Here is a 25,975-nt window from a genome sequence, read left to right on the forward strand (position 1 = left end):
AGAGCGTCCCGACAATAAAAGCTTAAAATCAAATAAAAAATGCCTGTCTTCTCCATTACTCCATTTGTTTTTCTATAGAAATTAGGTGGTTTTGCGGTGGAAAAAACGGTACTGGTCATTGATGATGAAGAGAAAATATCCAGATTACTCCAATTGGAGTTATCCCACGAAGGATATGCAGTTGAAATTGCTCAAACGGGCAAAGAAGGATTAGAAAAGGCTTTGGCACACACATGGAATATCATTATTTTGGATGTGATGCTGCCGGAAATTAACGGGGTCGAGGTGCTCAAGCAGATTCGAAAAGTGGACAAGCATACGCCCGTAATTATGGTCACTGCACGTAACGCGACGACGGATAAGGTTTCCGGTCTGGATGAAGGTGCAAATGATTACATTACGAAGCCTTTTGAAATTGAGGAGTTATTAGCACGGATGCGCGCCAGTATGAGACATCAATTGGAGTCCAAAGCAACCTCTTCACAAGAAGAGAACAAGCCGCCGTATCTTCAGGTCGATAGCTTGATGCTGGAACCCAAGACACATTCTGTGATGCGGGAAGGAAAGCGAATCGAACTGACGCCCAAAGAATTTGATCTGCTTCACTACCTCATGGAGCACAAAAATCAAGTATTGCAGCGAGATCAAATGATTCAGGACGTATGGGGGTTTGATTTTGTCGGCGATACGAATGTAGTCGATGTGTATATCCGATATGTTCGTAAAAAAATCGACCATGGCTACAAAAAAAAGCTGATTAAAACCGTGCGTGGCGTAGGGTATTGCATCAGGGAGGAAGACCATTGAAGCTGCGGACCCAAATTACTCTGCTCAGCTCGGTTCTGGTGATGACCATTCTCCTGTTTGTGGACGTCACCGTTCATCTGTTATTTGTCAAAATCGCCACCCGCAATGAAAGAGAAGTGCTGCAAAATAAGTGGACTGAAATCATTGACGAAACCGGTTCTGCTATGATTCTAAAAAATGCATGGGGACCCGAGTTGAAGGATGAGCTTTCAGGAGACACAATCCTGAGGGTTTTTGACCAGCAATCCCGTCTTCTGTATGAAGTACGTCGTCAGTCCCGCTTTAAGCTGGGCGATATACGTTTTAACCCTTCTCAAAGCTCATATCTGACAGATGTACAGGGGCATAAAATTTTAGTCATTCATCTCCCAGTGCTTTCACCGGAAGGCAATCAGGAGGGAACGCTGGAGATCGTAGAACAATGGGATGCGCTTGAAAATAATCTCAATATTTTAGATGCGATTTTGGTCACCTCAACTACAGGCGCTATGCTGCTTAGTCTGGTAGGCAGCACGATATTAGCGAATGCGATATTGCTACCGATTTCGAGCAGTATACAGACAATGCAGGAAATTGAAAGAAGCCTTAAATTCAAAAAAATTCCGGCTCGTACTCACAATCAAGATGAATTGTCTCAAATGACCGCGACCTTTAATCGAATGATGGACAGATTGGAAGAGAGCTTTCAAAGCCAGCAACAATTCGTCTCAGATGCTTCGCATGAGCTGAATACGACATTAATGATCATTGAGGGCTATGCTAACATGCTGCGGCGGTGGGGCACGCGTGATGAGGACATCTATAAGGAATCCATTGAATCCATCTATGAAGAAACTCAGCGCATGCGAACGATGACACAGCAATTACTGACTTTGGCTTCCTCACAGCAAAAAGAGCCCGAGCCGTATGAACGGATAGAGCTGATCGGTTGCTGTCAACAGGTAATAGCGCATTTCAAGCCTGTACATGATCGTCAAATCACTATTTTTACAGATAAAAAAGAAATCTGGATTGATGCCAACCTTGCAAAAATCAACCAGCTACTAGTTATCTTGCTTGATAATGCTTTAAAGTATAGCTCGGCTCCCATCGAAATATTGCTGTCTACTGATGAAAAGGATGTGTACATCCGGGTCAAGGATTATGGAATCGGGATACCAGCGGGCGAGGTCAAGCGAGTTTTTGAACGATTTTATCGGGTAGACAGCTCTCGACATCGTAAAACCGGAGGAACCGGGCTTGGGCTGCCAATTGCCAAGGCTATTACAGACACCCATCAGGGGACAATAGGTATGGAAAGCGTAGAAGGAGAAGGTACGGAGGTGACCGTCACACTGCCTCGAATATAGGGCTGTCCATTCAGTAGACATATCTACTCGCGGAACAGCCCTTATTTGTTGATATTTTGTAAGGGATTACATATGGATCGAGATACATCTACATTTGTCCTAGAGGACACGACGTGCTGTAGTGTAATGGGAATTCCACCAGCCTGATTTAAGATCCGTAATCGTTACGCCGCCTTTACCGAATGTGTGTAAAATTTTGCCGTCCCCCATATAAATCGCTACATGGTGAATGGGCGCATAGAAAAAGACCAGATCTCCTTTTTGTAGCTGACTACGTGATACAAAAGTGCCGACGGTCGATTGCTCTCTGGAAGAGCGCGGCAGATTGATACCGTTTTGTCCAAAAACATATTGAGTAAATGAAGAGCAATCAAAAGAGCTTGTGTTTCCTGCAGGTGCTCCATGCTGATAGCGTACACCCATAAACTGGGAACCTGTGGAAATAATCTGATCAGCTTTATTTACCGAAGCAGCATGAGTGGTGGTTGGTCCAACAACGAAACTCCCTGCGCCAAATGCCAAAGTCATCGTAAAGCAAACGCCCATCCAAAGTTTTTTTGAAGTATGTTTCATATAATATTCCTCCATTAATTCGTATTTTGTATCTTGTTGTGATGTCTTGAGATGACAATAACACAAATAAAATATCCTGAATTTACCACTCAAGGTTACAGTCCTGTAACCTCAATGCTTTTCCCCCTATTATTAGAAAACGATGAGAATTTTCACCTTCATTTTGGATTGACAAAATATGCAGTTCCCCCTTATCACTGGGTACCTATGACAACAAAATGACCTGGAGATGATTCGCACAAGCAATCACGAAAAATATACATACCTATATACTACAGTTTACAACTTGTACGGGAGTAAGCTAAGGTTCCCGTTCATACCATGAAGATCACACCGTATTTCTGTTCAGGAAGGGGAATTCGTATGGCTTCAAAGCAGATTAAAACGTCCAAAGGCCAACGTCTAACCATTGTTCAGGTCATCTCCAACTATCCCAATGCACAGCCGGTACCCTCCATCAAGGGCGGAACGGAAAAGGTCGTGTATGAACTAACGGAGGAACTGGTAAGACGAGGTCATCATGTATCTTTGTTTGCCGCCCGTGGCAGCAAGAGCAGTGCAAGGCTGATTACCTATCCCAAGGGATTAAAGCACGATCAGATCCCCAAGTACGTCCTTCAGCAGATGCCTCCTGGCACACAAATCATTCATGATCATACCTTCCGCTCTGCTCTGGGACGCAGGAAGCTGCCTTGTCCATCAGTATGTACAGTTCATCTTCCTGTGAAGAAACATGGTAAAAACCCGGTATTTGTCAGTAAACGGGCACGCCAGGTTATGGGCGGGGGCAAAGGATTTTATGTCTATAATGGTATCAACACACATGAATACGAGTTCAGCAGCGAGAAGCGTGGCTATTTGCTGTTCATGGGCAGGATTATACGTAATAAAGGCGTTTTGCAAGCCATTCAGGTTGCAGAACAAACAGGAAAAAGATTGCTTATAGCTGGTCCGATCAAAGCACCCTTATTTTTTCGCACAGAGATTCAAAAGCGAATTCAGCTTAATCCCAAAATTCGCTATGTTGGGGCGGTGGGAGGTAATCAGAAGCAGAAATTGCTTAAGCATGCGGAGTGTCTGTTGTTCCCGACATTGTGGGAAGAGCCCTTCGGACTTGTGATGGTAGAGGCGATGGCTTGTGGAACACCCGTACTGGCATTAAAAAATGGTTCCGTTCCCGAGGTGCTTTCAGGCTTTCCAGAGCTGATTTGCAATTCTGTCGGTCAAATGGCACGAAAGGTACAGCAAAAAAATTACCCGACACCAGCCAAGCTTCGCCTGTATGTCACGCACAGATTTACTAACAAACAGATGACCGACAAATACGTGAAGCTATATCGTGAAATGATCCGACGGCAAGGAGATGAGAAGAGGGCATCAAAAGCCTGAGCCTAAACGGAGGTGAAGGGAATGAAGGTAACAAAGCATATGCTTGGAAAGGGTTATTCTTGGGCGACTCCTTATTATATAGCCACTGGGGAACAGCGCGGTCCGCATGTGATGGTGGTCGCGGGCATCCACGGCAAGGAAATCGCAAGCATCCGCGCGGCTGAGAAGCTGGTGGAGCAGTTGAAGCAGCAGAAGCTGCAAATTAGTCAAGGCAAGCTGATTATCGTACCCATTGTGAGCCAGGCGGCTTACCGCCAACGAATCAGGGGCTTACCGGATCTCAACCGAACCTTTCCACGCACAAAAAAGCAGGCGGCATCCAATCCACTTTCCGCTGCGGTATTCCAATTAACACAAAGACATCAACCCGAGTGGTATCTTGACCTGCATGAAGCCAACGGATTGTCACAAAAGGATGCCAAGGTACTGGGCCAAACACTAATTTCCAATAAAGGAAATCCGGTAGTCCCTGCGGTGCGTCGAACTATAAAGCGAATGAACCGTTCCATCAAGGACAAAGGCCGCCATTTTAATCTTCGGTTGCATGAGCTTCCAGGTTCCTCCCGTACAGCGGCCGCCCGTATCTTAGGCGCACGCGCGGTCACTGTGGAAACAGGCTGGAGTCTGCCCAAGAATGTACGTATCAAGTACCAATTGGAGATCGTGCGGCATTTTTTAAGAGAAGCCGGGATAATCAAAGCCAACGAGGTATATCTATCTGCCAAGGTTAGAGCTGTTACCTAGGGCGTGTATTAATGAAAATGTAACATTACAAAATAAAAATCGCTTCTTGAGCAAGGGATTCTCATTTCCCATACTCAAAAGCGATTTTTTAATTGTAATTTTGGTGCATAAATGGATACATAATTAGTGGCATCTATATGAGTCAGGCTTCGGACTTAAAGAAGGCGCTCACCAAACTTTCTCCCAGACGAACCTCGATCAGCTCCAAGGGTGTATCCAGATCGGCACGGATCGTGTGATACATATCAACCGGAATACGAAAGACTGAACCGCTTGCCGCTGCAAAGCGTTCTCCGTTTAGCATGACCTCACCCCGGCCGGAAACGATCGTCCACACCTTTAGCCCGCTGCCGTGACAATGGCCGTTTAAGCGATGGTCTGGCAGCACCGTTAAGCGTATGGCAAGAATATCATTCAAGCTCCGATGATCATATTCGTCCAGCACCCGGTAGCTGCCCCAGGAGGTTTCACCATGCATAGGGTGTAGCTGAAGAGTTCCCAGCTTCTCCTTGATCGCGTGGGCATGACTTTTGGCAGCAATGAGGATGCCGTCGGGGCTGGCAGCAGCAATAATATCCTCCACGCCAATGACATGAAGCGGATAGGGCAGCTCATTGACGATATGCGTACCATGAGCGGGGCCACTGATCTGTCCGCGTCCAATCACTCGGTTGCCGAGCTGCTCCGTTAATGCTTGCCAGCTGCCGATGTCACGCCATTCACCCTCGTAGGGCAGCACGACAGCATGTTCGGCACGCTCCGCGATCTCCTCGTCGAAGCTGCGAACAGGGAGGCAGTCATACATCGCGCATAATGCCTTGTCATCCAGCGGCAAATGACTACGCTCCATGCAGGCCAGCATATATCCTAGCTTAAAAGCGTAAATGCCGCAGTTCCAGAGCGCACCTTGGCTGATAAGCTGTTGCGCCCCCAGATGATCCGGCTTTTCTGTGAAGCGGGCAACTGACGCATAGGAGATGTTTCCTTTCATGATCCTCTCCTGACCCGGAACGATATATCCGTATTGGTCGGAGGGATGAGTGGGCCTTGTCCCAAGCATGGCCAGATCGGTTCCGCGATCAAGCAACAGACTGGAGAGTGCCGCTACATGGTGGAAGAAATCCTCCCCCGCAAACATATCCGCTGGAGCGATACAAACAATTTCGTCCAGCCCCACGCTTTTGGCGTGAAAATGAGCGGCCGCCAGTGCAGCTGCGGTGAAGGTTCCCCGTTTGGCAGGCTCGCCTAGTACAGGCAGACGACCTTCCGTGTGACGGAAGGCTAAATTTACCTGGCTTTGATGAGCCAGCAGCAGGGCAGAGGAATCCAGCCCCGCTACAGTAAGCTGTCGAACCACCCGACTGAGCATGGATTCCTTTTGCCCGTCAGGGGCAGGCAGCAGCCTTAGAAACAGCTTCGAGCGGATATCGTTGGACAATGGCCACAGCCGTTTTCCAGCACCACCGCATAACAATACGATGTGCACAGGCACTTCCTCCTTTGATACAGATTCATTGTGAAACGAATCATTTTGCGGAATTTTGTTGCTTTTTAATGATCTGATAAACCTTACGTTGATGAAAGGATAAAGAACGATGGCTCTTAGCAAAGGCATCCAATTGTTTTTGCGAGAGGGAAGAAGCCCGACAATGAAGCGCTTTATTAAGTGACTTGCGTAAAATCATCCGAGAGGGCTGCTTACTGTACAGATCGTTGGCATACGTCTCATATTCGGAAAAACCAAACTGTTTTTTTCGGTCTATACTTTGGATAATTGCGTTGTACCAGGGTTTCCCATGCCGGGCCTCAATAACCTGCTTGAGCCGGGTGAGCTGCGCTTTTTCAAACAGCATATAGTGAGTAACAAAAGACTTTGGCGAGGGAGCCTTCACGCCCATCAGCTTGCGGTAGGTGCGGAAATACTCAGGCTGGCTCCAGCTCCGATAGTAAAATATCGTTTTTCCATCCTTCCGAAACGCATGTGGACGAATCAAAATCGTATCCGCATCCATGACGAGAAAGAAAGGAGCTTTACTAATTTTATCACCGTTCATTTTGAGCAATTGCTGATATAGCCAGCCTGAGCGATCCCAGCGCGCTGTACCATAACGAATATGTTTTTTTGTAATGGGCAGTACCGTCTTTTCGTCTACAAATGTACAGCTTTTGCTGGCACACAATCGACGAATTCCAGTGCTTTGCGGTGAAACAATATAAATCGTTCCAATTCGATGCTGTACGTGACGGCGCAGACTGTCTATCACCAGTGGTAATGTGGCAATATCTTTATCAATTGCAGGAATCAGAACATCGATGGTAAGGGAACCCTTCTGTGACCCATCCGATTGCACTGACATGTTATTCACTCCTTATATAAGTAAATGTACGCATCCGGCGTCTTATCCTATCGTATGCCTGGACAGGCAACTTCGACCGGGCAAGGCCAATCGTCCATTTCTAAGCAGCACAGGGCTGATGTAGCTTTCGGCTAGGGAGTTGTTGCATACGATGGATTGATCTTTTTTTTACAGGAGCATTCTACCCTGAGATTGGAGAGGAGAGGAGCAAGTGAATTCTTCACAAGCACAAGCTTTGCTCAGCAAGTGGCGTAAAACCCAATTGCTTCTCCCGCATCGCGGCATCAAGCCGTTTGTGCCGGATACCCGAAGATATACCAAAGCGAATTTGAAGTCAATGCTGGAGAAGTACGGTATGGTCTATGTAAAGCCCGAGCGAGGAACATTCGGTAAAGGTGTAATGAGAGTAGAGCAGGAGGAAGGTCAGCGGTTTGCCTATCAACATGAGGAAAAGCGTGTGGAGTTCAAAAATGTAGAGGCACTATATGCCAGCCTGTCGAAGAAAACGGGGAAGAAAAGCTATCTCATTCAAAAAGGAATCCATTTACTGCGCCATCAGAAGCGTTACTTTGATATCCGGGTCATGGTGCAGCGCAATGCAAAAGGGCCATGGGAATCTACCGGAATTATTGGCCGGCTCGGTCATCCCCGCAAAATCGTAACCAACTATCATAGCGGTGGTACACCGATGGCACTGGAGGAGCTGCTAAAGTCCCATTTATCCCAAAGAAAACAGGCTGAGCTGATAAAGAAGCTGAATGCCCTGGGCATTACCATTGCCGTACAGCTGCAAAAAACATATCCGAATTTCCGGCAAATTGGAGTGGACATTGGACTGGATCGCAGCTTTACCCCATGGATTATTGAGGTGAATACGAAGCCTGATCCATACATTTTTAATCAATTAAAGGATAAGTCGATGTACCGCAAAGTTTTAAGCTATTGGCGACTGGCCAATGAAAAGAGAAAGGCTACAGTTCCAAGCAAAGATAAGGATAAAGATAAAAATAAAAGTGAGGCTAAGGCTAAAAAAATAGACTCTAAAAAAGCAAAAAGTTCATGAGCGAGGAATTACTTCGGTGACTGTAGCTCTGAATGGAGAAATAAAAGGATGAGTGCCTTGTCGATTCATCCTTTTTACATACTCGATTTACCTGTTTTATGGCTGATCGAAAACATTCCGAACATACTTTTGCCATTGAATTAGTCATAGACGATAATGAAGGAATGGATTTGATTTTATTCACATTTAAGGTATATAATAGATAGGTTCAAATAAGTAAATATAGACATATAAAATGATTTAGAGGAGGAATCGGCTATGAAATCATTTAAGTATGCTTTGGAGAAAAAGGAACCCAGAACCGGACCGGGAGGTATTACACGTGGGGCTTCAGTCCATGATTTTCCTGTATCGGAAGGAATAGCAGGGGTTTCTATGCGTTTGGAGCCGGGTGGAATGCGTGAGCTTCACTGGCATGCCAATGCGGCTGAATGGGCCTATGTGATTAGCGGCTCCTGTCGGACAACGGTTATCCATCCGGACGGTTCTTCATATGTTGATATTTTCAATCCTGGTGATGTCTGGTATTTTCCTCGTGGTTATGGTCATTCCATTCAAGGTCTTGGTCCTGGAGAGTGTCATTTTATACTGATTTTTGATAATGGAGATTTTTCGGAGGACCACACGTTTAGCATAACGGATTTCATCGCTCAGACTCCTGCGGAGGTTGTCATGCAGAATCTGGGACTTGCAGCCGACGAACTGGCTCTTTTGCCAGATAAGGAAGCCTATTTTGTAAAAGGACCTGTACCTTCTAACGATTCTCATCATGCATATCCTCGCGTTTCTTCCGATCTAGTCACTAAACATCGGTATCCTTTAATGGCCAAACAGCCCAGATTGGCACCGGGCGGAGGGACACAGCGGACGGTTACGGTAGAAGATTTCCCGATTTCTTCGACGATGGCAGGATCTGTAATTGAGATGGAGCCGGGCGGATTACGAGAAATGCACTGGCATCCCAATGCGGATGAATGGCAATATTATTTGGATGGTAATGCAGAAATGACTGTATTTCTCGCTGAAGGGAATGCAGTGACAGAGGAGTTTGAAGCCGGAGATGTGGGGTATGTACCCATGGGAGCCGGACATTATATTAAAAATACCGGTTCGGAGGTATGCCGCATTTTGATTGGCTTTAACAGCGGTCATTACGAAGCCATTGATTTGAGTGAATGGCTGGCGGGGAACCCTGTTGATGTATTAGCAACGAATCTGCACCTTCCTAGAGAAATAGCGAATAAACTGCCGCACAAATCGGTATTTATCGCTCCAAAATCCAAATCATAAAACAACGAAAAAGCCCACTTTTGGTTCTTGTATGTATGGGGGAGCCAGAAGCGGGCTATTAGTCATAGTTTCGTTTCAGTTACATTAAAAATTTTATACAGTGAATTTAGAATTGAACAACCTGCAACCCTGTGCTATTCTAATACGAAAGTGAAGATTAACGTAGTAAAAGTGTTTTTTACTATGCCCATAAACATCAGATGATATGATCAATAGGAGGATAAACATGAATTCTGTCATTGAACTTAACAATGTAAGCTGGAAAAGGGACAATCGCACCATACTGGATCAAATTAACTGGCAAGTAGCCGAAGGAGAGCATTGGGCTGTACTCGGCCTGAACGGATCAGGCAAAACAACGATGCTTAACATGATTAATGGTTACATATGGCCAACTACAGGCAGTGTCGGTGTGCTGGGTCATACCTTCGGGGATGTGGATCTGAGGGAGCTGCGCAAATCCATCGGCTGGGTCAGTTCCTCTTTACAGGAAAGAATCAATGGTAGTCAGCGTACGCAGGATGTTGTCATTAGCGGCAAATTTGCCTCCATTGGACTTTATGATCAAACAACGGATACGGATTATGAGCAGGCCGTACTCCTCATGACCCAACTGGGCTGTGCTCACCTCGTGGACCGATTGTATCAGGGATGCTCACAGGGGGAAAAGCAAAAAGTGCTTATTGCCCGCGCGCTGATGGCCTCACCCAAGCTGCTGATTTTGGATGAGGCGTGTAACGGACTGGACTTCTTTTCCAGGGAAGCTTTACTAACCAGCATCCGTCAGCTGTCCGAGTCTCCTGGTGCACCGAATTTGCTGTATGTTACACATCATATCGAAGAAATTCTACCCATGTACACGCATACCATTCTGATTCGCCGTGGCACTGTTTTTGCCAAAGGCAAAACGACTGATATTCTGAGCAGTGAAACGCTTAGCGATTTTTTTGAAACACCGGTGCAGGTAGAGTGGAGACAGGAACGTGCATGGCTCTCTATGGAGTAGAGAGCCTTTTTTTCTAGCTATCCTGCTACGATCATAATGAGGATAGGCAAAATCAGGAATGAGGCTAAAGTGCTCCACAGGATACAGGTGGACACGAGCTTGGGCGATGCATTGAATTTTTCTGCCAAGATGACAGCATTCACAGCAACCGGCATGGAAGCAAGAATAAAGAGCACGGAGAACAAAAGACCCGATATCCCCAGGATCAGCATGGCAAGACAGGCTGCAAGCGGAGAGAGCAGAAGCCGGATGATGAGTCCTGCGTAGCTGGCTTTTTTAATAGACGGCTCCAGCTTGAATATTTTTACATAAGCCATCTGGGTGCCAAGGATTGCCAGCACGACTGGTGAATAGGCGGCAGCAATCATCGAAACGCCCGCTTGTATGCCGGAGGGCAGATGCCAATCCAGCACTCGAAGCCCCAGAGCGAGTAATGCCGCATAGATCGCAGGCAGCGAGAATACCGACTTGACTGCGCTTTGAACGGAAAATTCAGAGCGGGCTGCAAAGTAAACTCCAAGGGTATTGACCAGAATGATCTGGATAACAACATACACAGAGGCTTTATCCAACCCAAGCTGTCCAAAGGCAAGTAAAATAAGGGGGAGGCCATAATTTGCGCTATTGGTCAGCGTGGAGATCAAGGTGAGTCCGGCCGTTTCAGGGGCGCTTAGCTTGAACATTTTCCCTGCCAATTGAGCAATTCCCCATAACAGCAGCAGATTCAAGATCGAAAAGGCGGCAGTTTGGGCCACATCATGCCAGGAAAGCTGTGCCTTGAGCAGCGTGTCCAGAATCATCGCGGGACTTAAAAAATATAAGTATAACGTCGAGAGCGGTTTCGTTTCCAGCTTCATGAATTTGCCGAGTAAAAATCCGGCGATCACCGGAATGGACAGTGGAACAATAACGGATAGAAGGGTTGAAAGTACGATTTGAATCATGAAATCCACCAATCCTTTCTGTAATGACATTTTTCATTATAAGGCGCAGCTTTTGAGCCCGTCCAAGATGAAAATACGATCAAGGTTATAGGCATATACTATGAATCTTGTGGTAGTTATTCTATATGAAGCACCGAGGTACAACAAAAGGGATGTCCACAGCCATGTTGAACGGCTGATGGAACATCCCTTTTGTTATGATGAAAACAGATTGTCCTGCTGAGCTAAGCAGAAGCAACGGCTTCCGCTTTGGTCCGGCAATCGTCAGAGCAATAATGTTGATGCTGCTCTTCGCAGTCCGGACATACGATATACTGGAGATTGCACACCAGACAGTTGATATAGTGATCGCTTGGTGTCTCACAATGGAAACAATTGCCAACAATGACGTCTTCATCCGTATGGTTGATCGGGATCGAGATGCGTTCATCAAACACATAACATTTACCGTCAAACAAACGACCTTGGACCTCCGGGTCCTTGCTGTAGGTTACAATGCCGCCATCCAGCTGGCCCACATCATCGAAGCCTTCTTTGATCAGAAGACCGGATAGCTTTTCGCACCGGATTCCGCCCGTACAATACGTCAGTATTTTCTTGTCCTTGAACTGACTCATATTGTCGCGAATCCACTGTGGAAACTCACGGAAAGATTCGACTTCCGGACGAATGGCGCCACGGAAATGACCGATGTCATATTCATAGTCGTTGCGTCCGTCCAGCACAACCACATCTTCACCTTGAAGCTGCTCGTAAAACTCCTTCGGTGACAAACGCTTGCCACTGATTTCGTTAGGGTCCAGCTCATCCTCATGCCGCAGCGTAACCAACTCCTGACGATGGCGTACAAATATTTTCTTGAACGCATGACCGTCAGACTCATCTATTTTAATAACGATATCGTGGAATTTCGGATTGTCGCGCAAATCACGGATATATTGATCGGTTTGCTCTACCGTACCAGACAGTGTTCCGTTAATTCCTTCCTGAGCGATCAAAATTCTTCCCTTGACGCCCAGCTCCTTGCAGTAAGCCAGATGTTCTGCCGTAAAGGTGGCAGGATCTTCAATATTGACATATTTGTAAAACAACAAAATTCGATAAGCATGCTCGCACACGTAAAATCACCCTCTGATTCAAGTCAAAGTTTTTTAACAATCAATTTTAAATATTACCACATTCTTTAAGTTAGTCAACTAATTTGTATGGAAAGTGGGAATGGAAAATAAAGAGGCTGGTGACGAGCGACAAAAGTAAGGGTTTACATTATAATAATATACGTAAGTGACGAGGTGGATTTTGGCAGCAGGATGAGTATTCTTATGATGAAAGGATGAATCGGAATGAAACATCATTTGGTAGCGCATACATCACCTATGGGGTGGAATAGCTGGGATTGCTACGGCGCAGCGGTGCGCGAGGAAGAAGTTCGGGGAAATGCGCAGTATATGGCAGAGCACTTGAAGGAGTACGGTTGGGAATATGTTGTGGTAGATATTCAGTGGTATGAGCCGGGAGCTGTTTCTTCACAATATCGCTCATTTGTTCCGCTGGAAACGGATTCATTTTCACGTCTCATTCCAGCAGTGAATCGTTTTCCTTCCGCAGCGGATGGACGCGGCTTCCAGGCTCTTGCGGAATATGTACACAGTCTGGGCTTGAAATTCGGTATACATATTATGAGAGGCATTCCGAGACAGGCGGTACATCAGGATACGCCGATTTTGGGAACCCAGGCAACTGCGAGACAGATTGCACATCCCAACTCCATTTGTCCCTGGAATACAGATATGTATGGGGTAGATGCTACCAAGGAAGGCGCACAGGAATATTATAATTCGCTGTTTGACCTCTATGCGGAATGGGGTGTTGATTTTGTAAAAGTGGATGACATTGCAGCTTCCCGACTCTATGGTACTCATTTGGCGGAAATTGAATTGATCAGGCAGGCCATCGCCCAATGCGGGCGTCCGATGGTTTTGAGTTTGTCGCCCGGTCCGGCACCGCTGGAGCATGCATCCGAATTAATCGCCAACGCCAATATGTGGCGAATGACCGACGATTTCTGGGATGTATGGCCTTTGCTGCATGGCATGTTTGAGCGCTGCGAGAAATGGGCAGAGCACGTGGGTCCCGGCCATTGGCCGGATTGCGACATGCTGCCATTGGGCCATCTGGGGATTCGCTCGGTAGATACTGTAGATTCCGGTAGCCATGACCGCTGGACACGCTTTACGAAGGATGAGCAACTGACCATGATGACCTTGTGGAGTATTTTCCGATCCCCTCTAATGTTTGGGGGAGAACTGCGGGATAACGATGCGTGGACACTTTCTCTGCTGACCAATGAAGAGGTGCTGGATGCTCACCGCAACGGTTTGGATGCCCGGCAGGTGTACAGAAAGGGTGAACATATCGTCTGGACTTCGCATAACGTAGAAGGTCATGTATATGTGGCTTTATTTAATGCTGGAGACGTAGCCTCGCGTGTCTGTGTATCGCTGCAAGACCTGGGCATTGAAGGACAGACAAGTGGCAGAGACTTATGGAATCGTGTGAATCTGGGTACTTTAGAGCAAGAGCTGTCCGCTGAGGTACCTCCTCATGGAGCTGCTCTATTTATTTTGAAATAGCATATTGTAACGAAGGATTTAGGCTGTATTTTTAATCAAATCACCTATTCGTAAAAGGCTGGTATTTATACGAATAGGTGATTTTTTAATGCAATCGACATTATTCTTGAGCATTTGACATTGGGAACATGTTAATTTGATATAGTACCTATTTCTGTACAAATTTAAAACATCCAATGCCCATAGACTTGCGAAAGGAGTCAAATGATGAAATTAAAGCAGATTCACAAAAATGAACTGGACGAGCCTTGGCCCTCTAGACAAAAAATACTATGTATCGGGGGGGCTAATCTTGATCGTAAAATTATGATTAAAGGTACATTTCAGCTTCACACCTCCAATCCGAGCAGCACCAGACAGCAATCATGCGGTGGGGTGGCTCGCAATGTAGCCGAAAATTTGGGGAGGCTAAGCCAACAGGTCAGTCTGTTAACCGCAGTTGGGGATGATGCGGAAGGTGAATTTATAGTCGAGCAGTCTAGACGTTATATGAAAGTGATTCCTCTGCAAGTCAAAGGTGAACCGTCAACCGGGGTTTACACTGCCTTGCTGGATGAGCGTGGGGAGCTGATTGTAGCGACAGCAGAGATGGAGATTTATGATCAGATCCGTCCTTCAGTAATCATTGAAAATACTCCTTTGATCGCCTCATCCCGACTGGTGCTGCTGGACACGAATTTCTCTATGAACGTCATTGCTTCCATTATACGGCTATGCCATGAACATCGGATTCCGCTCGTCGTTTCTTCAGTGTCCGCTTCCAAAATGAGACGGCTTCCTCGAAATTTGAATGGGGTGAGTTGGCTGGTATGTAACCAGGTAGAAGCTGAATCCTATTTGGGAATAGAGCTTACGGATGATCAGAAAATGCTGGACGGAACCCGAATTTTTCATCAGCTCGGGGTTCAAAATGTAATTCTTATTCGGGGAGCAGACCGTGTTTTGTTTGCCTCGCAGGATGGATCTCATGGACAAATTTTGATGCACCCGGTTCAGGAAGTTATGGATGTCACGGGCGCAGATGATGCATTTATTGCCGGAATGATATATGGAATTATCCAAGGATACCCTATGGAGCAAGTGTGTCAATTCGGAATTAGCTGTGTCGCCTTAACTGTTCAAACGGATCGGACGGTTTCAGAGACTATTTCTCTAAATAATCTTCATTCCATGTTCAAGGAGCTGTACGGCATGCATCCGCAAAATTTTGTGTTTTTTAAGGGAATGTATTTTAAGGAGAAAGATACATAAATAAAGAAGAGAGCCTAACCTACATTTTGTTGCTGAAACTGTAAAGGGAGCAGGTCGCTTGATGAACAGTGTAAAATACGCTATCGTTTTTATGCCGCTGTTCCTCCTGTATATGTTTTTAAAGGGAGGTTCTTTCGTGGTAGGTTCCCTTTTTCGACTGATCTATACAATGCTGCCCTTACATCGGAGAGTGAATGATGAAGTTTTTGATGTGCAGCACGCCAAACGTATTATTGTGATCGGTTCGCCGGGGAGCGGCAAAACCTTTTTTGCCAAACGTCTATCCAAGTGGACTCATTTGCCGTACATCTCTCTGGATGATTTGTATTGGGGACCGGAGTGGAGGCGGAGCACGGATGAACAATTTTTCAAACAGCTGGGCGAAGTACTCGAAAAGGAAGAATGGATTATCGAAGGGAATTATCATGATTATTATTTTACGGAGCGGCTCCAGTGCTCTGATACGATCATTGTGATGGATGTCAGCACGGTTGAAGCGATAACAGGAGTTATTACACGATCACTTAACCGTTTTCTTTTCTCCAATGAGTTGCCCAAAGGAGTAAAGCAGGAAGCGATTCGTATTTGGGACATTTCGCCTCGCTTTATCCGCTTTGTTTTGGGTTTTCGCAGGCGTATACGTCCTAAAATTTGGCCATTCATTATGCAATATAGCAACCAACGAAGCTTAATTATTTTGAAATCAAAATATCATGCATTTCTCTGGATGAACCCAGATAGATAATTATCTCCTTGACCACGGCTTCCATTTTGTGTAAAGTAATGGAAATTGTAATATACAGGAATAGTGTAGACCAAGGATCAATAACCGCTGTACAGAGAAGAAATCCATGGGCTGAAAGGTTTCTCGCCGCGAATGAACGTTTCCCTGCCTTGCGAGCTGTAGCTAAGGGTGGTACCACGACACATTCGTCCCTGACGGATGTGTTTTTTTACGTACATTTTATCGTCCATACAAGGGAGCCAGCCGCATATGCGCCAAAGTCGATTATTACTGACAACATTACGTGAATCGCCCGCAGAAGCCGAAGTAATCAGCCATCAGCTTATGTTGCGTGCAGGGTTTATCCGGCAACTTGCAGCCGGAGTGTATTAATCCATTGCTGTAGTCGTCAGGGGAGATCATGAGGTCAACGAAGTGAAAGTTAAACATATTTTAGGTAGTGAAAAATTAGAAATAGCAAGTTCAGATATAGTGTCAAAGGCGACTGGAGCCCCATATCCAATCCAATACGCCCGGACTATAATCGTTTGGGCGTATCTTTAACAACAATTACTATATATCATCAAGTAACTGTGTCTTGTAGAATGTGACCTTCTCCAAGCGCAATCTCATCAAAGCCTGCCATATGGCGTGCCTGAAACCGGATGGGCTTGTCCCTGCCTATCATAATAATATTTTGAATGTCGGCAGCTCCTTCCGAGGGGAGGGAGAAAGCTGTGACATAAGCGAATACCTCACGCAACGTTGTATGAATGGCATTCATTAGATGATCGTGCTCACTTTTGCCCATTAAGTTCATAATCATGGAGCCTTCGGAATCCAGCTTTTTTTTGGCCATCCTGAAAAATTCCAGGGATATTAAATGCGGCGGCGTTCCCTGATCTGTGAAGGCGTCTAAAATAATATAATCATATGCATCTGGCGCTTCCTTCTCCAAAATGCGGCGTCCATCACCAACAGTCACATTGTCCTTATTGTATCCAAAGAATGTTCGACTGAACTCCACGACTTGTGCATCCAGCTCGGCAATCTTAAAGCGTTTATCTGTAAAATGCCCCGCAATCGTACCTATACCATGCCCAATTACAAACACGTCTTCAAATGACGGATCGTTCAGCTCCATGAGATGGATGATGGCTCTCGGATATTCGAACAGAATACGTTGCGGATGATTCAAATCCACCGCGCCTTGCACGGCTGCATTTGAAAACTGCATCACCCGGAATAATCCCTTTTCACCATACAGCTCTGTGGTGTCGTATACCGTTATTTCATGATTATTGCTCAATTTTTTATATAGTACATCCAATGGATCTATCTCCTTCAAGTCATACTCCACCATCATATTAGACATTTATGAGCCTGTTGTCCATAGATTCATGAGAGTAAAAGTATCCACCTCAAGCAGCCTAAATGAGGTGGAATTGTTTATTTTTTCATAACTAAATCCTTTGAACTTGTTGAAGTGTTCTTTAGGAGATATAATATACAAGGATATAATGAATACCGTTGTGTATATTCATATAGAAAGAGAGCGGGATATTATGGGACGTAAATGGAACAATATTAAAGAAAAAAAGGCATCCAAGGATGCTAATACGAGTCGCATATATGCTAAATTTGGCGTAGAAATTTATGTAGCAGCCAAACAGGGTGAGCCTGATCCTGAATCTAATCGTGTTCTCAGAGTCGTGCTAGAACGTGCAAAAACGTACAATGTACCGAAAGCGATTATTGACCGGGCGATTGAAAAAGCAAAAGGTGCCGGGGATGAAAACTATGTTGAGCTTCGCTATGAAGGCTTCGGACCGAACGGTTCCATGGTCATTGTAGATGCACTCACCAATAACGTAAACCGTACGGCATCTGATGTACGCTCTGCTTTTACTAAAAATGGCGGCAGTCTGGGTGTAAGCGGATCTGTAGCCTATATGTTTGATTCAACGGCGGTTATTGGACTGGTAGGTAAAACCGCAGATGAAGTGCTGGAGCTGTTGATGGAGGCAGATGTAGAGGTACGTGACATCATCGAAGAAGATGAAGCAGTTATCGTATATGCAGAGCCTGACCAGTTCCATGCTGTACAGGAAGCCTTCAAGCAGGCAGGAGTTACAGAATTTACAGTGGCCGAGCTCACTATGCTTGCCCAAAATGATATTACACTTCCAGAAGATGCACAGCTTCAATTTGACAAATTGGTTGATGCACTAGAAGATTTGGAAGATGTTCAGCAGGTTTACCACAACGTAGACTCTGAGGAATAGTTACTTCAGGGTTTTGCAAAATCCTCACTTATGAGCAACATAAAAACATCGTATTCCGATACGGTGTTTTTTTGCGTATATGTGGGTTTCGTCATCGTTAGGATGATGTCATCTCTAGTACCAAAATAATGCGGCAAATATGCGAATCAACATAGTACTAATGCATGTCTCCGAATATCTTAATTTGCATACTATAACTATAAAAACAAATCTGTTGATTAACGAAATATTCAAATGAAAATAAACTTGAAGGCTGTGATTAACATGTCTCAGAGAATATATGTAAGTGATTCTCATTTTTCTTGTTGCCACGTATGTAGAGGCAGGACATTAAACATGTTAAGCTTTGCAGATTTTTATGCGTTGATGCCTTCTGATAACGCAGCAACAGTTGCTCCTGGTACAGATGTAAGCTTCCCACAAAATGGACCTTCTAGTGGTACGGTCATTACCCGTACAGGAACCAGTACATTTAACTTGTCCGTAATAGGCACTTATCAGGTCTTGTTTCAGGTGAGTGTGACCGAAGCAGGCCAACTGATTTTAACTCTCAATGGCTCTGACCTAGCCTATACAGTGGTCCGACTGCTGGTACTGTAACAGTTACATTCCTGCTTGGTGTTACTATCGTGGAAACTGATACTCTAACTATAGGTGCTAGTCTTGCATTTACCAAAAGTGGCTTTACTTCAATAACATTAACAGGGACAGGAGTTGCTCCATTTACACCTCCATACCAAGGAGAGTTCTGTCTAACTCCACGGTATCCTTTAGGCTAATATTCTGTTTTAATACATTTTATTTTCGGATGGTCCAATCGCTGTTGTCTCCAGATTTTATTTGTTTTCTCAGCGGTAAAAATCCGGAGACAAAGGCGACCACTGCTGATTTTTCACAATAAATGCATGAGGATATGCTTTTTTTTCTGAGAGAATAGACAAGTTGCATGTTCACCGGATTCTTCAGAGTTCATCCTTTGGATAAAAAGAATAACCAGGATACTTGACGACAGGCCATTTTACCTTCCGTAAATTAGAGATCACATCAGCACCAACATTTAAATTGCTCTGAACGAGCTCTGTGGGGGTAAGAGCCATCCATTGGTTCAGGGAAACATCAGCGAAACGGTCACTTTTAAACATTTCAAGAAACCATAGCGTGCTCGAGCCTGTATTTTGGATGTAATGACCGTAAGCAAAAGGCACATATCCAACATCCCCGGCTCTGAAATCAAATGTACGCGCCGCGCCATTTCCGCCAAAAACAGTCATTCGGCCTTGCCCGGTAAGATAGTATTGCCATTCGTCATTATTGGGGTGCCAGTGCATTTCCCGCATGGCTCCAGGCTCAATCTCAACAAGAGCAGCGGCGATCGTTTGGGATATCAGAAAATTGGAAGAATCGACGATTCGTACGCTTCCACCCGGCGTTTTGATGGGGGGCTGAGCGAGTAATTCATGCTTAAAGGGTTGAGGTATCGTACCATAGGGAGAGGAAACCGCTTGGCTTGGAAGAGAGCCGGGAACGGCATCCTGATAAATGTATACTTGTTCTTGAGAAATGGACGAAAAATCAGCTTCAGGAACGCCGAAATTGGCAGACAGTACATCTTTTGGAGTATGTGCAAACCAATCGGAGATGGATAACGTGTTCAGATCAGAAAAGCTGCCGTCATCAAAAACCAGCAAAAATTCGCAGCCTTCCTCAAGACCTTGTATAGAGTGTGGAATACCGGGTGGGAAATACCAGAGATCACCAGGACCCACATCAGCAATAAAATTTCGACCATTTTGGTCGACGGCTGTAATACGGGCGCTCCCCAACAGCATATAAGACCATTCCGACTGCTGGTGCCAATGAAGTTCGCGTACGCCGCCCGGTGTCAAACTCATGTTCACGCCGGCAAGGGTTGTGGCAATGGGTAGCTCCCTTGCGGTTACTTCTCTTGACCATCCACCGTGATTCAACTGCATGTGGGCATCTGAAAAAGAAAACCTCATGTTCGGGATGAGTCCATTATCTGTTACAGGTGGAACCAGCATGTCAGGATTTTGCAAATCTCTCATCACATCCCGGGGACCCTTGTCGATGCCTCCAGCGCCATCACTTCTGATGGGCTGCGGCACTCTGACATTTTTCGAGCAATCATTATGCATCATTTGATCTTCCTCTCCTAGTTGAAGCTTCATCAATCTTAGAATAAGAGAAAATCCGCATAAAGATTTTATGAACTCTTGGAGGGTTTTATGCTTTCTGAGTCAGATTCGCAAACTGGGCATCCATGAGCGGAGCTAAATCCTGCGGACTTAATTCCAGTTGGGTTCCAGTTTTCCCGGCTACGTTCATACCATACTTAGAGCCGTTCCAAGTCATCTACATAGTCCTTTGCTTCCTTTAAAGAGAGGTCTCTGGCTACTCTTAGCTCTTTTATCGCCTGAATCTTTTTGCCTTCTCTAATCAACAGGAGCAGCCTTTCATTGATATCCTCCGAAGTTCCTGTGTATAGCACATGTGGTGGCGCGGTAGCGGTTGTGCCTGACAGCGATATTCCCGACACTCCAGAACGATTCTCAAGACGTTCTACATCGGATTTCAAGTCATTAAGCCGAGCTTGCAAGCTATAGACTTTGATCAAAAGTATGACGGAGATGATCAACGCGATCAATGCTATAAATTCCATAGTTTCCACTAAAATCCCCCCCCTTTTTCACTTGATTTTATCCCAGAGATGCCACACTGGAATCTGTTCAATATAAATAGTATAGCATGATGATTTACGTTATATTATCTGGAATCGCCGAATTTACATGAGTACGGAGTGGGGAATATTCCTGAACCTGTTGCTGCTCCCAATCCATGGAAGGCTACGAATTGACTTTTTGAAGACAGAGCGTTATATTACAGCTTATTGTAATGCTTTTAATAAGTGCCGAAAAAGGAGAGGATTCAAATACTGCCAGTCTCCAATAATGCAATCCGAGTTAAACAAATTAATGTGGAGTTAGTCAAAAATACATTGAAGTCTCTTGAATATGCCACCAAATCGTCCATAGCGAGCATAACAGGACTCAGTGTGGCTACCTGCGGTAATATTCTGAAAGAGCTTCTTCAAACTGGGGAAGTGTTAGAGACAGAGCTGGAGGAATCCAACGGCGGACGCCCGGCAAGGCGGTATAAATATAACGCCGATTACTCCTATATTCTCTGTTTACATGTGAAAACGGAAGGCGGAGTGGATTCTCTTACTCATGCGGTTGCCAATTTGCTGGGGGAAATCATCGTAGAGAAGACCTCGATTGTGCCTTATATTGATTATGAGATCATAGAGAACCAAATTGGAGAACTCATTAACATCTATGGAAATGTCAAAGCGGTTGGCATTGGTATTCCCGGGGTTGTACATCAAGGGGTTATCGGTGTGTGTGATATCGATCCGCTCATAGGAATTCATTTGGGTCCGCAGCTTCACAATAAATACGGACTGGAAATTACCATTGAAAATGACATGCATCTAACAGTTTATGGATTTTATAAAATGAAAAATTATGATGAAGACAAAACCTTCGCGATTGTTAATTTTCCCAAGGATAACTTTCCGGGAGCGGGCTTTATTGTCGATGGACACTTATTAAAAGGAAATACCAAATTTGCAGGCGAGGTTTCCTTTTTACCCTTTGATATGACAAGAAAAGAACAGCTCAAGCATATAAAAAGTGCTCAGGGATTCGTTCCACTGGCTATAAAGACGATCACTTCCATTATTGCTGTTATTGATCCTGTATCTATCGCTTTGACTGGAGAATTATCCAAGCCGACTCTGTTGGACGATATTTATAACAGTTGTCTAAAAGATATACCCCAAGAACATATGCCAGAGATTTTTGTGAAAAGTGATACGAATGATGAATACATGAACGGGTTGATTTCGGTGACTCTTGAAAGTCTGACATACAATTTTCAATTGGTAGAAAAAAGAAAATAGAGAGCTGATATACATCTATAATTCCGGAGAGGATGATATCTATTATGAAAAAAACATTATTATGGGAAACGGGAACATGGACCAATGCTCCATTGTCAACTTGTCAAGATGGCGACACCCTCAAGGTGACAGCCAAAGAGGGAAGTGACTACTGGAAAAACACATTATACGGATTTGATCGCAGCAACGGACATGCTTTATTGGCAAATTGGGAAGATTCTGAGGCCATAGAGGTCACATTTCAGCTTGCATCCTTTAATGAACTCTATGACCAGGCTGGAATTATGCTGTATCAAGGACCTGAGCAATGGATTAAAGCGGGGATTGAAATCAATGACAATATTCCCCAATTGGCTGTCGTGGTGACTAACGGCTATTCAGATTGGTCATTGTCCGCTGTGCCGGATTGGGTCGGTGAGGAAGTGACCTTGCGCGCTTCGCGGATGAACGATGCAGTGATTATCCGTGCCCGGACAGAAGCCCGCGGCTGGCGCACAGTACGTGTGGCGCCTTTTCCTTATAAATCTGCAAAACAAGCTGGTCCTTTTTTATGTTCGCCAACTCGTGTCGGCTTTGAGGTTACTTTTACACGCTGGGTAACTACAATGCCGGATGCCGATCTTCATATAGATCCACCTATGTAAAGGAGCATTCTTATGATGGAAAATCAGAGTGAAAAAGAAAAAATGTTGGCGGGTAAGCCCTATAAAGGAATGAGCGAGGAGCTTCTGAATGATCGGCAATACGCTAAGGATGTATTGTTTGACTTCAATACTCTGCGTCCTAGAGAAATAGAAAAACGCAACGAACTGCTGAAGCAGATATTAGGTAAAACGGGCGAGACCTTTTTTATTGAACCTCCATTTCGTTGTGATTATGGATACAATATTACGTTGGGTGAGAATTTCTACTCCAATTATAATTTTACAGTATTGGACTGTGCTCCAATTACGTTTGGAGATCATGTATTGCTCGGGCCAAATGTCAGCATCTATGCAGTGAACCATCCCACACATCATGAATTGAGAGTTCAAGAGTATGAATATGCACTCCCGGTAACCATCGGAAACAATGTATGGATTGGTGGAGGCGCAATTATTAATATGGGAGTAAGTATTGGAGACAATACCATTATAGGTTCTGGAAGTGTGGTAACTAAGGATATACCAGCCAATGTAATAGCCGTTGGAAATCCATGTAGAGTACTGCGTGAAATTACAGATAAGGATAAGAAGCAATTTGCTCATTTGGACTACAACTAGATTTCATAACAACTATCAGCTCACCTAAGGAGGCTGTCCCGTTCGGCATTTTTGTGGCCTTTGGGATAGCCTTTTTTTATATATACGAACATCAGATAATATCAGGTCACAGCGAGCATATTGTAGATTTTCATGGTTCGCACATCATCTTTGGAAATTTTAAGCTCATGAATTAGCTCGGGAGTTTCTGGTATGGGGGTTCTCGAAAAAAGCATTTTTAAAGCAATCGGCATAAAGGGACGGAAGGAAACGCCGGACATGAGACCCCACTTCTGCTCAGATTCCAGGAAAGAAGCCAGAATATTGATGGTCAGATTTTCGAGAGGGGTAGCCTGATTTTTGAGCATAAGGGTGGTCAGTGTGTCATAGTGCTCCGTATGCCCCCAATATGTATTTTCGCATTCCTGATAATGTTCAAAATTTTTAACATTCATATATAACATCGTCTTATAACGATTGTCATCCGGCTGCGCCAGCATGTCCACTACACATCTTACCAGCTTATTCATTCGTCCATCATAAAAATAAGAATAAAACCGGGTGGAATTCTTGAAAAAAGTGGAGGGAAGTGTGTTAATCAACGTGGAGGGCTGTCTCGGTTCGACATAGAGAAGCTGCTCTACCTGAACGTTTAACGCTTCTGCAATGCTGTACAAGATGACGAGGTCAATGGTAATATTACCACTCTCATATTTGGATAACGTAGCTTTGCTTTTGTAAATCATGTCTGCCAGCTGTTGAACGGTCAATCCCTTAATTTTGCGGAAGCTTCTGATTTTTTTACCCACTTCCTGATTGATAGTATGCATTGTTCACTCTCCCAATATGTTTCCTGAGAATATTACAAATGATGATTTTGTATACGTTTCGCTATATTCATAATAATTATACCATTTCATAAGCGATTTTAGTATTCTAACGAAACAAAAATGATGATTTGTTTCATATGAATAGATTTTATTGCGTTTGAGTCTATGGAGAGCTGTATGCCATAATGAATCCATTCATGAGGAGTAGGCACGGAAACAGGAAGGGGAACAAAAAGCGTGAAGTATGATTTTGATGAGGTTATTGACCGTAGAGGAACCAACGCCATGAACACTGACGGCTTCCGGGAGTATATTTTTAAGGCGGAGGGTGATATGGTCTTTCCTTATAAGAATGATGAATTTATTCGCATGTGGATCGCTGACATGGAGTTTGCCACACCTCCTGAGATTATTGAAGCCATCAAGGAACGGCTGGATAAACGAATTTTTGGCTATAGCCAGGTGTTTGATCCCAACTATTACCTTGCTGTGGTCGGCTGGACGCAGCGGTATTATAACTGGACTTTTTCAGAGGAGCAGCTGGTTACTTCACCAGGGATCATTCCTGCTCTCTATGAGCTGGCCGAATACATTTGCAAGTCGGATGAAAAAGTACTGATCCTTACCCCATCCTATGCCTTCTTCAAGGCTGCGGCGGATTATAACGGCTTGGAACTGGTGTGTTCAGAACTAATCAATCAAGAGGGTCATTATACGATTAATTATGAAGACCTGGAAGCGAAAGCTAGAGATGAAAAGGTGTCTCTATGCATTTTCTGTAATCCGCATAATCCATCTGGCCGTGTATGGACCAAGGAAGAGTTACAGAGAGTAGGGAAGATTTGTCTTGAAAATGATGTCTGGATTATATCGGATGAAATACACTGCGATTTGTTGAGGAACGGGCAAGTCCACACCCCGATGGCCAAACTTTTCCCGGACTCAGATCGGATTATCACTTGTATGGCTCCTAGTAAAACATTTAATATGGCCGGGCTGATGTTTTCGAATGTCATCATTCCCAATGAAACGCTCAGGGGAACCTGGAAAGCGCGTCATTACGGCTTTAAAAATCCGCTTAGTATTGTCGCAACACAAGCTGCATACCTGCATGGAGATGAGTGGCTGCGGCAATTAAAAAATTATTTGGACGAGAATTTTATATTTACCAAGCAATATTTGAACCGTTGCTTGCCCGAAGCTATATTCCATATTCCAGAGGCGACTTATCTGGCATGGGTTGATATCAGCGCCTATGTACCAAAAGAAGAGAATTTACCTTTGTTTTTTGCCAATCATGCCGGAGTGTTATTGGAAGACGGAAAGATGTTTGTTGCCAATGCTGAGGGATACATTCGTCTGAATCTGGCTTGTCCGAGGTCCACGCTGGAAGAGGGCTTAAGAAGAATATGCAAGGTGCTAACTGAAAATCTATTCATACTTAATCCCACCTAATGCCTTGTTAATATATAGATATGTATGGATCATTCCAAAATATCGATCCCCA

28 protein-coding genes are annotated in these 25,975 nt (G+C 44.7%); 19 read left to right on the top strand and 9 right to left on the bottom strand.

Annotated features, from left to right (window positions below):
* The first annotated feature begins 96 nt into the window (after positions 1–96).
* Together ACIFO6_RS08590 and ACIFO6_RS08595 are read left to right on the top strand one after the other, a co-directional pair.
* A complete protein-coding gene (locus ACIFO6_RS08590) occupies positions 97–807 on the top strand; it encodes a response regulator transcription factor (protein ID WP_430039984.1) in 711 nt (236 codons plus the stop codon).
* A complete protein-coding gene (locus ACIFO6_RS08595; protein ID WP_430039986.1) occupies positions 804–2,156 on the top strand; it encodes a sensor histidine kinase in 1,353 nt (450 codons plus the stop codon). The genes ACIFO6_RS08590 and ACIFO6_RS08595 overlap by 4 nt, the downstream gene beginning before the upstream one ends.
* 99 nt (positions 2,157–2,255) lie before the next feature.
* On the opposite strand, the gene ACIFO6_RS08600 is transcribed toward ACIFO6_RS08595, so the two are convergent.
* Positions 2,256–2,729, bottom strand: a complete 474-nt coding sequence (locus ACIFO6_RS08600) for a C40 family peptidase (RefSeq protein WP_430039988.1) — start codon at positions 2,727–2,729, stop codon at positions 2,256–2,258.
* 363 nt (positions 2,730–3,092) lie between these two features.
* On the opposite strand from ACIFO6_RS08600, the gene ACIFO6_RS08605 reads away from it, so the two are divergent.
* Positions 3,093–4,118 carry a glycosyltransferase gene (locus ACIFO6_RS08605; protein WP_430039990.1) on the top strand — a complete coding sequence of 342 codons (1,026 nt, stop codon included), beginning with the start codon at positions 3,093–3,095 and terminating at the stop codon, positions 4,116–4,118.
* A gap of 21 nt (positions 4,119–4,139) precedes the next feature.
* Entirely contained in the window at positions 4,140–4,862 is a 723-nt protein-coding gene (locus ACIFO6_RS08610) for a succinylglutamate desuccinylase/aspartoacylase family protein (RefSeq protein WP_430039992.1), read from the top strand.
* A 142-nt stretch (positions 4,863–5,004) separates the two neighbouring features.
* Here the strand turns inward: ACIFO6_RS08610 and ACIFO6_RS08615 are convergent, their stop codons facing one another.
* Together ACIFO6_RS08615 and ACIFO6_RS08620 are read right to left on the bottom strand one after the other, a co-directional pair.
* Entirely contained in the window at positions 5,005–6,348 is a 1,344-nt protein-coding gene (locus ACIFO6_RS08615; RefSeq protein ID WP_430039994.1) for a sugar phosphate nucleotidyltransferase, read from the bottom strand.
* Positions 6,349–6,388: 40 nt separating this feature from the next.
* A complete protein-coding gene (locus tag ACIFO6_RS08620; RefSeq protein WP_430039996.1) occupies positions 6,389–7,219 on the bottom strand; it encodes a DUF6492 family protein in 831 nt (276 codons plus the stop codon).
* Positions 7,220–7,430: 211 nt separating this feature from the next.
* On the opposite strand from ACIFO6_RS08620, the gene ACIFO6_RS08625 reads away from it, so the two are divergent.
* The 3 genes from ACIFO6_RS08625 to ACIFO6_RS08635 all read left to right on the top strand — a co-directional run bounded on the left by ACIFO6_RS08625 (position 7,431) and on the right by ACIFO6_RS08635 (position 10,578).
* Positions 7,431–8,282, top strand: coding sequence for a YheC/YheD family protein (locus ACIFO6_RS08625; RefSeq protein ID WP_430039998.1), 852 nt, complete (start codon positions 7,431–7,433; stop codon positions 8,280–8,282).
* 258 nt (positions 8,283–8,540) lie between these two features.
* A complete protein-coding gene (locus tag ACIFO6_RS08630) occupies positions 8,541–9,572 on the top strand; it encodes a cupin domain-containing protein (protein ID WP_430040000.1) in 1,032 nt (343 codons plus the stop codon).
* Between the two features lie 226 nt (positions 9,573–9,798).
* On the top strand, positions 9,799–10,578 hold the full coding sequence (locus tag ACIFO6_RS08635; protein ID WP_430040002.1) for an ABC transporter ATP-binding protein: 780 nt from the start codon (positions 9,799–9,801) through the stop codon (positions 10,576–10,578).
* Positions 10,579–10,595: 17 nt separating this feature from the next.
* Here the strand turns inward: ACIFO6_RS08635 and ACIFO6_RS08640 are convergent, their stop codons facing one another.
* A complete protein-coding gene (locus ACIFO6_RS08640) occupies positions 10,596–11,522 on the bottom strand; it encodes an AEC family transporter (protein ID WP_430040121.1) in 927 nt (308 codons plus the stop codon).
* A 224-nt stretch (positions 11,523–11,746) separates the two neighbouring features.
* The gene (locus tag ACIFO6_RS08645) at positions 11,747–12,640 is read right to left on the bottom strand and encodes a rhodanese-related sulfurtransferase (RefSeq protein WP_430040004.1); all 894 of its coding nucleotides are present in this window, start codon (positions 12,638–12,640) and stop codon (positions 11,747–11,749) included.
* Positions 12,641–12,865: 225 nt separating this feature from the next.
* On the opposite strand from ACIFO6_RS08645, the gene ACIFO6_RS08650 reads away from it, so the two are divergent.
* From ACIFO6_RS08650 to ACIFO6_RS08670, 5 genes are all read left to right on the top strand, one after another.
* Positions 12,866–14,155: a glycoside hydrolase family 27 protein gene (locus ACIFO6_RS08650; protein ID WP_430040006.1), complete on the top strand. Its 1,290-nt coding sequence runs from the start codon at positions 12,866–12,868 to the stop codon at positions 14,153–14,155.
* Between the two features lie 207 nt (positions 14,156–14,362).
* Positions 14,363–15,406, top strand: coding sequence for a carbohydrate kinase family protein (locus tag ACIFO6_RS08655; protein WP_430040008.1), 1,044 nt, complete (start codon positions 14,363–14,365; stop codon positions 15,404–15,406).
* Positions 15,407–15,467: 61 nt separating this feature from the next.
* The gene (locus ACIFO6_RS08660) at positions 15,468–16,151 is read left to right on the top strand and encodes an adenylate kinase (protein ID WP_430040010.1); all 684 of its coding nucleotides are present in this window, start codon (positions 15,468–15,470) and stop codon (positions 16,149–16,151) included.
* Between the two features lie 249 nt (positions 16,152–16,400).
* Positions 16,401–16,523: a hypothetical protein gene (locus ACIFO6_RS08665; RefSeq protein WP_430040153.1), complete on the top strand. Its 123-nt coding sequence runs from the start codon at positions 16,401–16,403 to the stop codon at positions 16,521–16,523.
* A gap of 3 nt (positions 16,524–16,526) precedes the next feature.
* Positions 16,527–16,694 carry a YbaK/EbsC family protein gene (locus tag ACIFO6_RS08670; RefSeq protein ID WP_430040123.1) on the top strand — a complete coding sequence of 56 codons (168 nt, stop codon included), beginning with the start codon at positions 16,527–16,529 and terminating at the stop codon, positions 16,692–16,694.
* 19 nt (positions 16,695–16,713) lie between these two features.
* On the opposite strand, the gene ACIFO6_RS08675 is transcribed toward ACIFO6_RS08670, so the two are convergent.
* Entirely contained in the window at positions 16,714–17,478 is a 765-nt protein-coding gene (locus ACIFO6_RS08675) for a spermidine synthase (RefSeq protein WP_430040125.1), read from the bottom strand.
* 217 nt (positions 17,479–17,695) lie between these two features.
* On the opposite strand from ACIFO6_RS08675, the gene ACIFO6_RS08680 reads away from it, so the two are divergent.
* The 3 genes from ACIFO6_RS08680 to ACIFO6_RS08690 all read left to right on the top strand — a co-directional run bounded on the left by ACIFO6_RS08680 (position 17,696) and on the right by ACIFO6_RS08690 (position 19,194).
* The gene (locus ACIFO6_RS08680) at positions 17,696–18,415 is read left to right on the top strand and encodes a YebC/PmpR family DNA-binding transcriptional regulator (RefSeq protein WP_430040012.1); all 720 of its coding nucleotides are present in this window, start codon (positions 17,696–17,698) and stop codon (positions 18,413–18,415) included.
* A gap of 336 nt (positions 18,416–18,751) precedes the next feature.
* Positions 18,752–19,015 carry a hypothetical protein gene (locus ACIFO6_RS08685; protein ID WP_430040014.1) on the top strand — a complete coding sequence of 88 codons (264 nt, stop codon included), beginning with the start codon at positions 18,752–18,754 and terminating at the stop codon, positions 19,013–19,015.
* Positions 19,016–19,044: 29 nt separating this feature from the next.
* Entirely contained in the window at positions 19,045–19,194 is a 150-nt protein-coding gene (locus ACIFO6_RS08690; RefSeq protein WP_430040016.1) for an S-Ena type endospore appendage, read from the top strand.
* A 183-nt stretch (positions 19,195–19,377) separates the two neighbouring features.
* Here ACIFO6_RS08690 and ACIFO6_RS08695 read toward each other — a convergent pair whose 3' ends face one another.
* Together ACIFO6_RS08695 and ACIFO6_RS08700 are read right to left on the bottom strand one after the other, a co-directional pair.
* Positions 19,378–20,571: an oxalate decarboxylase family bicupin gene (locus ACIFO6_RS08695; RefSeq protein ID WP_430040127.1), complete on the bottom strand. Its 1,194-nt coding sequence runs from the start codon at positions 20,569–20,571 to the stop codon at positions 19,378–19,380.
* Positions 20,572–20,768: 197 nt separating this feature from the next.
* Complete coding sequence (locus ACIFO6_RS08700; protein ID WP_430040129.1) at positions 20,769–21,095, bottom strand: ribosomal protein L7/L12; 327 nt, start codon at positions 21,093–21,095, stop codon at positions 20,769–20,771.
* A gap of 393 nt (positions 21,096–21,488) precedes the next feature.
* On the opposite strand from ACIFO6_RS08700, the gene ACIFO6_RS08705 reads away from it, so the two are divergent.
* The 3 genes from ACIFO6_RS08705 to ACIFO6_RS08715 are packed head-to-tail and all read left to right on the top strand — an operon-like array spanning position 21,489 to position 23,659.
* Positions 21,489–22,397: an ROK family protein gene (locus ACIFO6_RS08705; protein WP_430040131.1), complete on the top strand. Its 909-nt coding sequence runs from the start codon at positions 21,489–21,491 to the stop codon at positions 22,395–22,397.
* A gap of 44 nt (positions 22,398–22,441) precedes the next feature.
* Positions 22,442–23,041: a DUF1349 domain-containing protein gene (locus ACIFO6_RS08710; RefSeq protein WP_430040017.1), complete on the top strand. Its 600-nt coding sequence runs from the start codon at positions 22,442–22,444 to the stop codon at positions 23,039–23,041.
* A 15-nt stretch (positions 23,042–23,056) separates the two neighbouring features.
* Positions 23,057–23,659 (top strand): sugar O-acetyltransferase, encoded by a 603-nt coding sequence (locus ACIFO6_RS08715; RefSeq protein ID WP_430040133.1) that lies wholly within the window; start codon positions 23,057–23,059, stop codon positions 23,657–23,659.
* Positions 23,660–23,760: 101 nt separating this feature from the next.
* On the opposite strand, the gene ACIFO6_RS08720 is transcribed toward ACIFO6_RS08715, so the two are convergent.
* Positions 23,761–24,468, bottom strand: a complete 708-nt coding sequence (locus ACIFO6_RS08720; protein ID WP_430040019.1) for a helix-turn-helix domain-containing protein — start codon at positions 24,466–24,468, stop codon at positions 23,761–23,763.
* A gap of 237 nt (positions 24,469–24,705) precedes the next feature.
* On the opposite strand from ACIFO6_RS08720, the gene ACIFO6_RS08725 reads away from it, so the two are divergent.
* Positions 24,706–25,923 carry a MalY/PatB family protein gene (locus ACIFO6_RS08725; protein ID WP_430040021.1) on the top strand — a complete coding sequence of 406 codons (1,218 nt, stop codon included), beginning with the start codon at positions 24,706–24,708 and terminating at the stop codon, positions 25,921–25,923.
* Positions 25,924–25,975 lie beyond the last annotated feature (52 nt).

The organism is Paenibacillus sp. NRS-1781 (assembly GCF_050467745.1).
In the GTDB taxonomy this organism is placed as follows: Bacteria; Bacillota; Bacilli; order Paenibacillales; family Paenibacillaceae; genus Paenibacillus; species Paenibacillus terrae_A.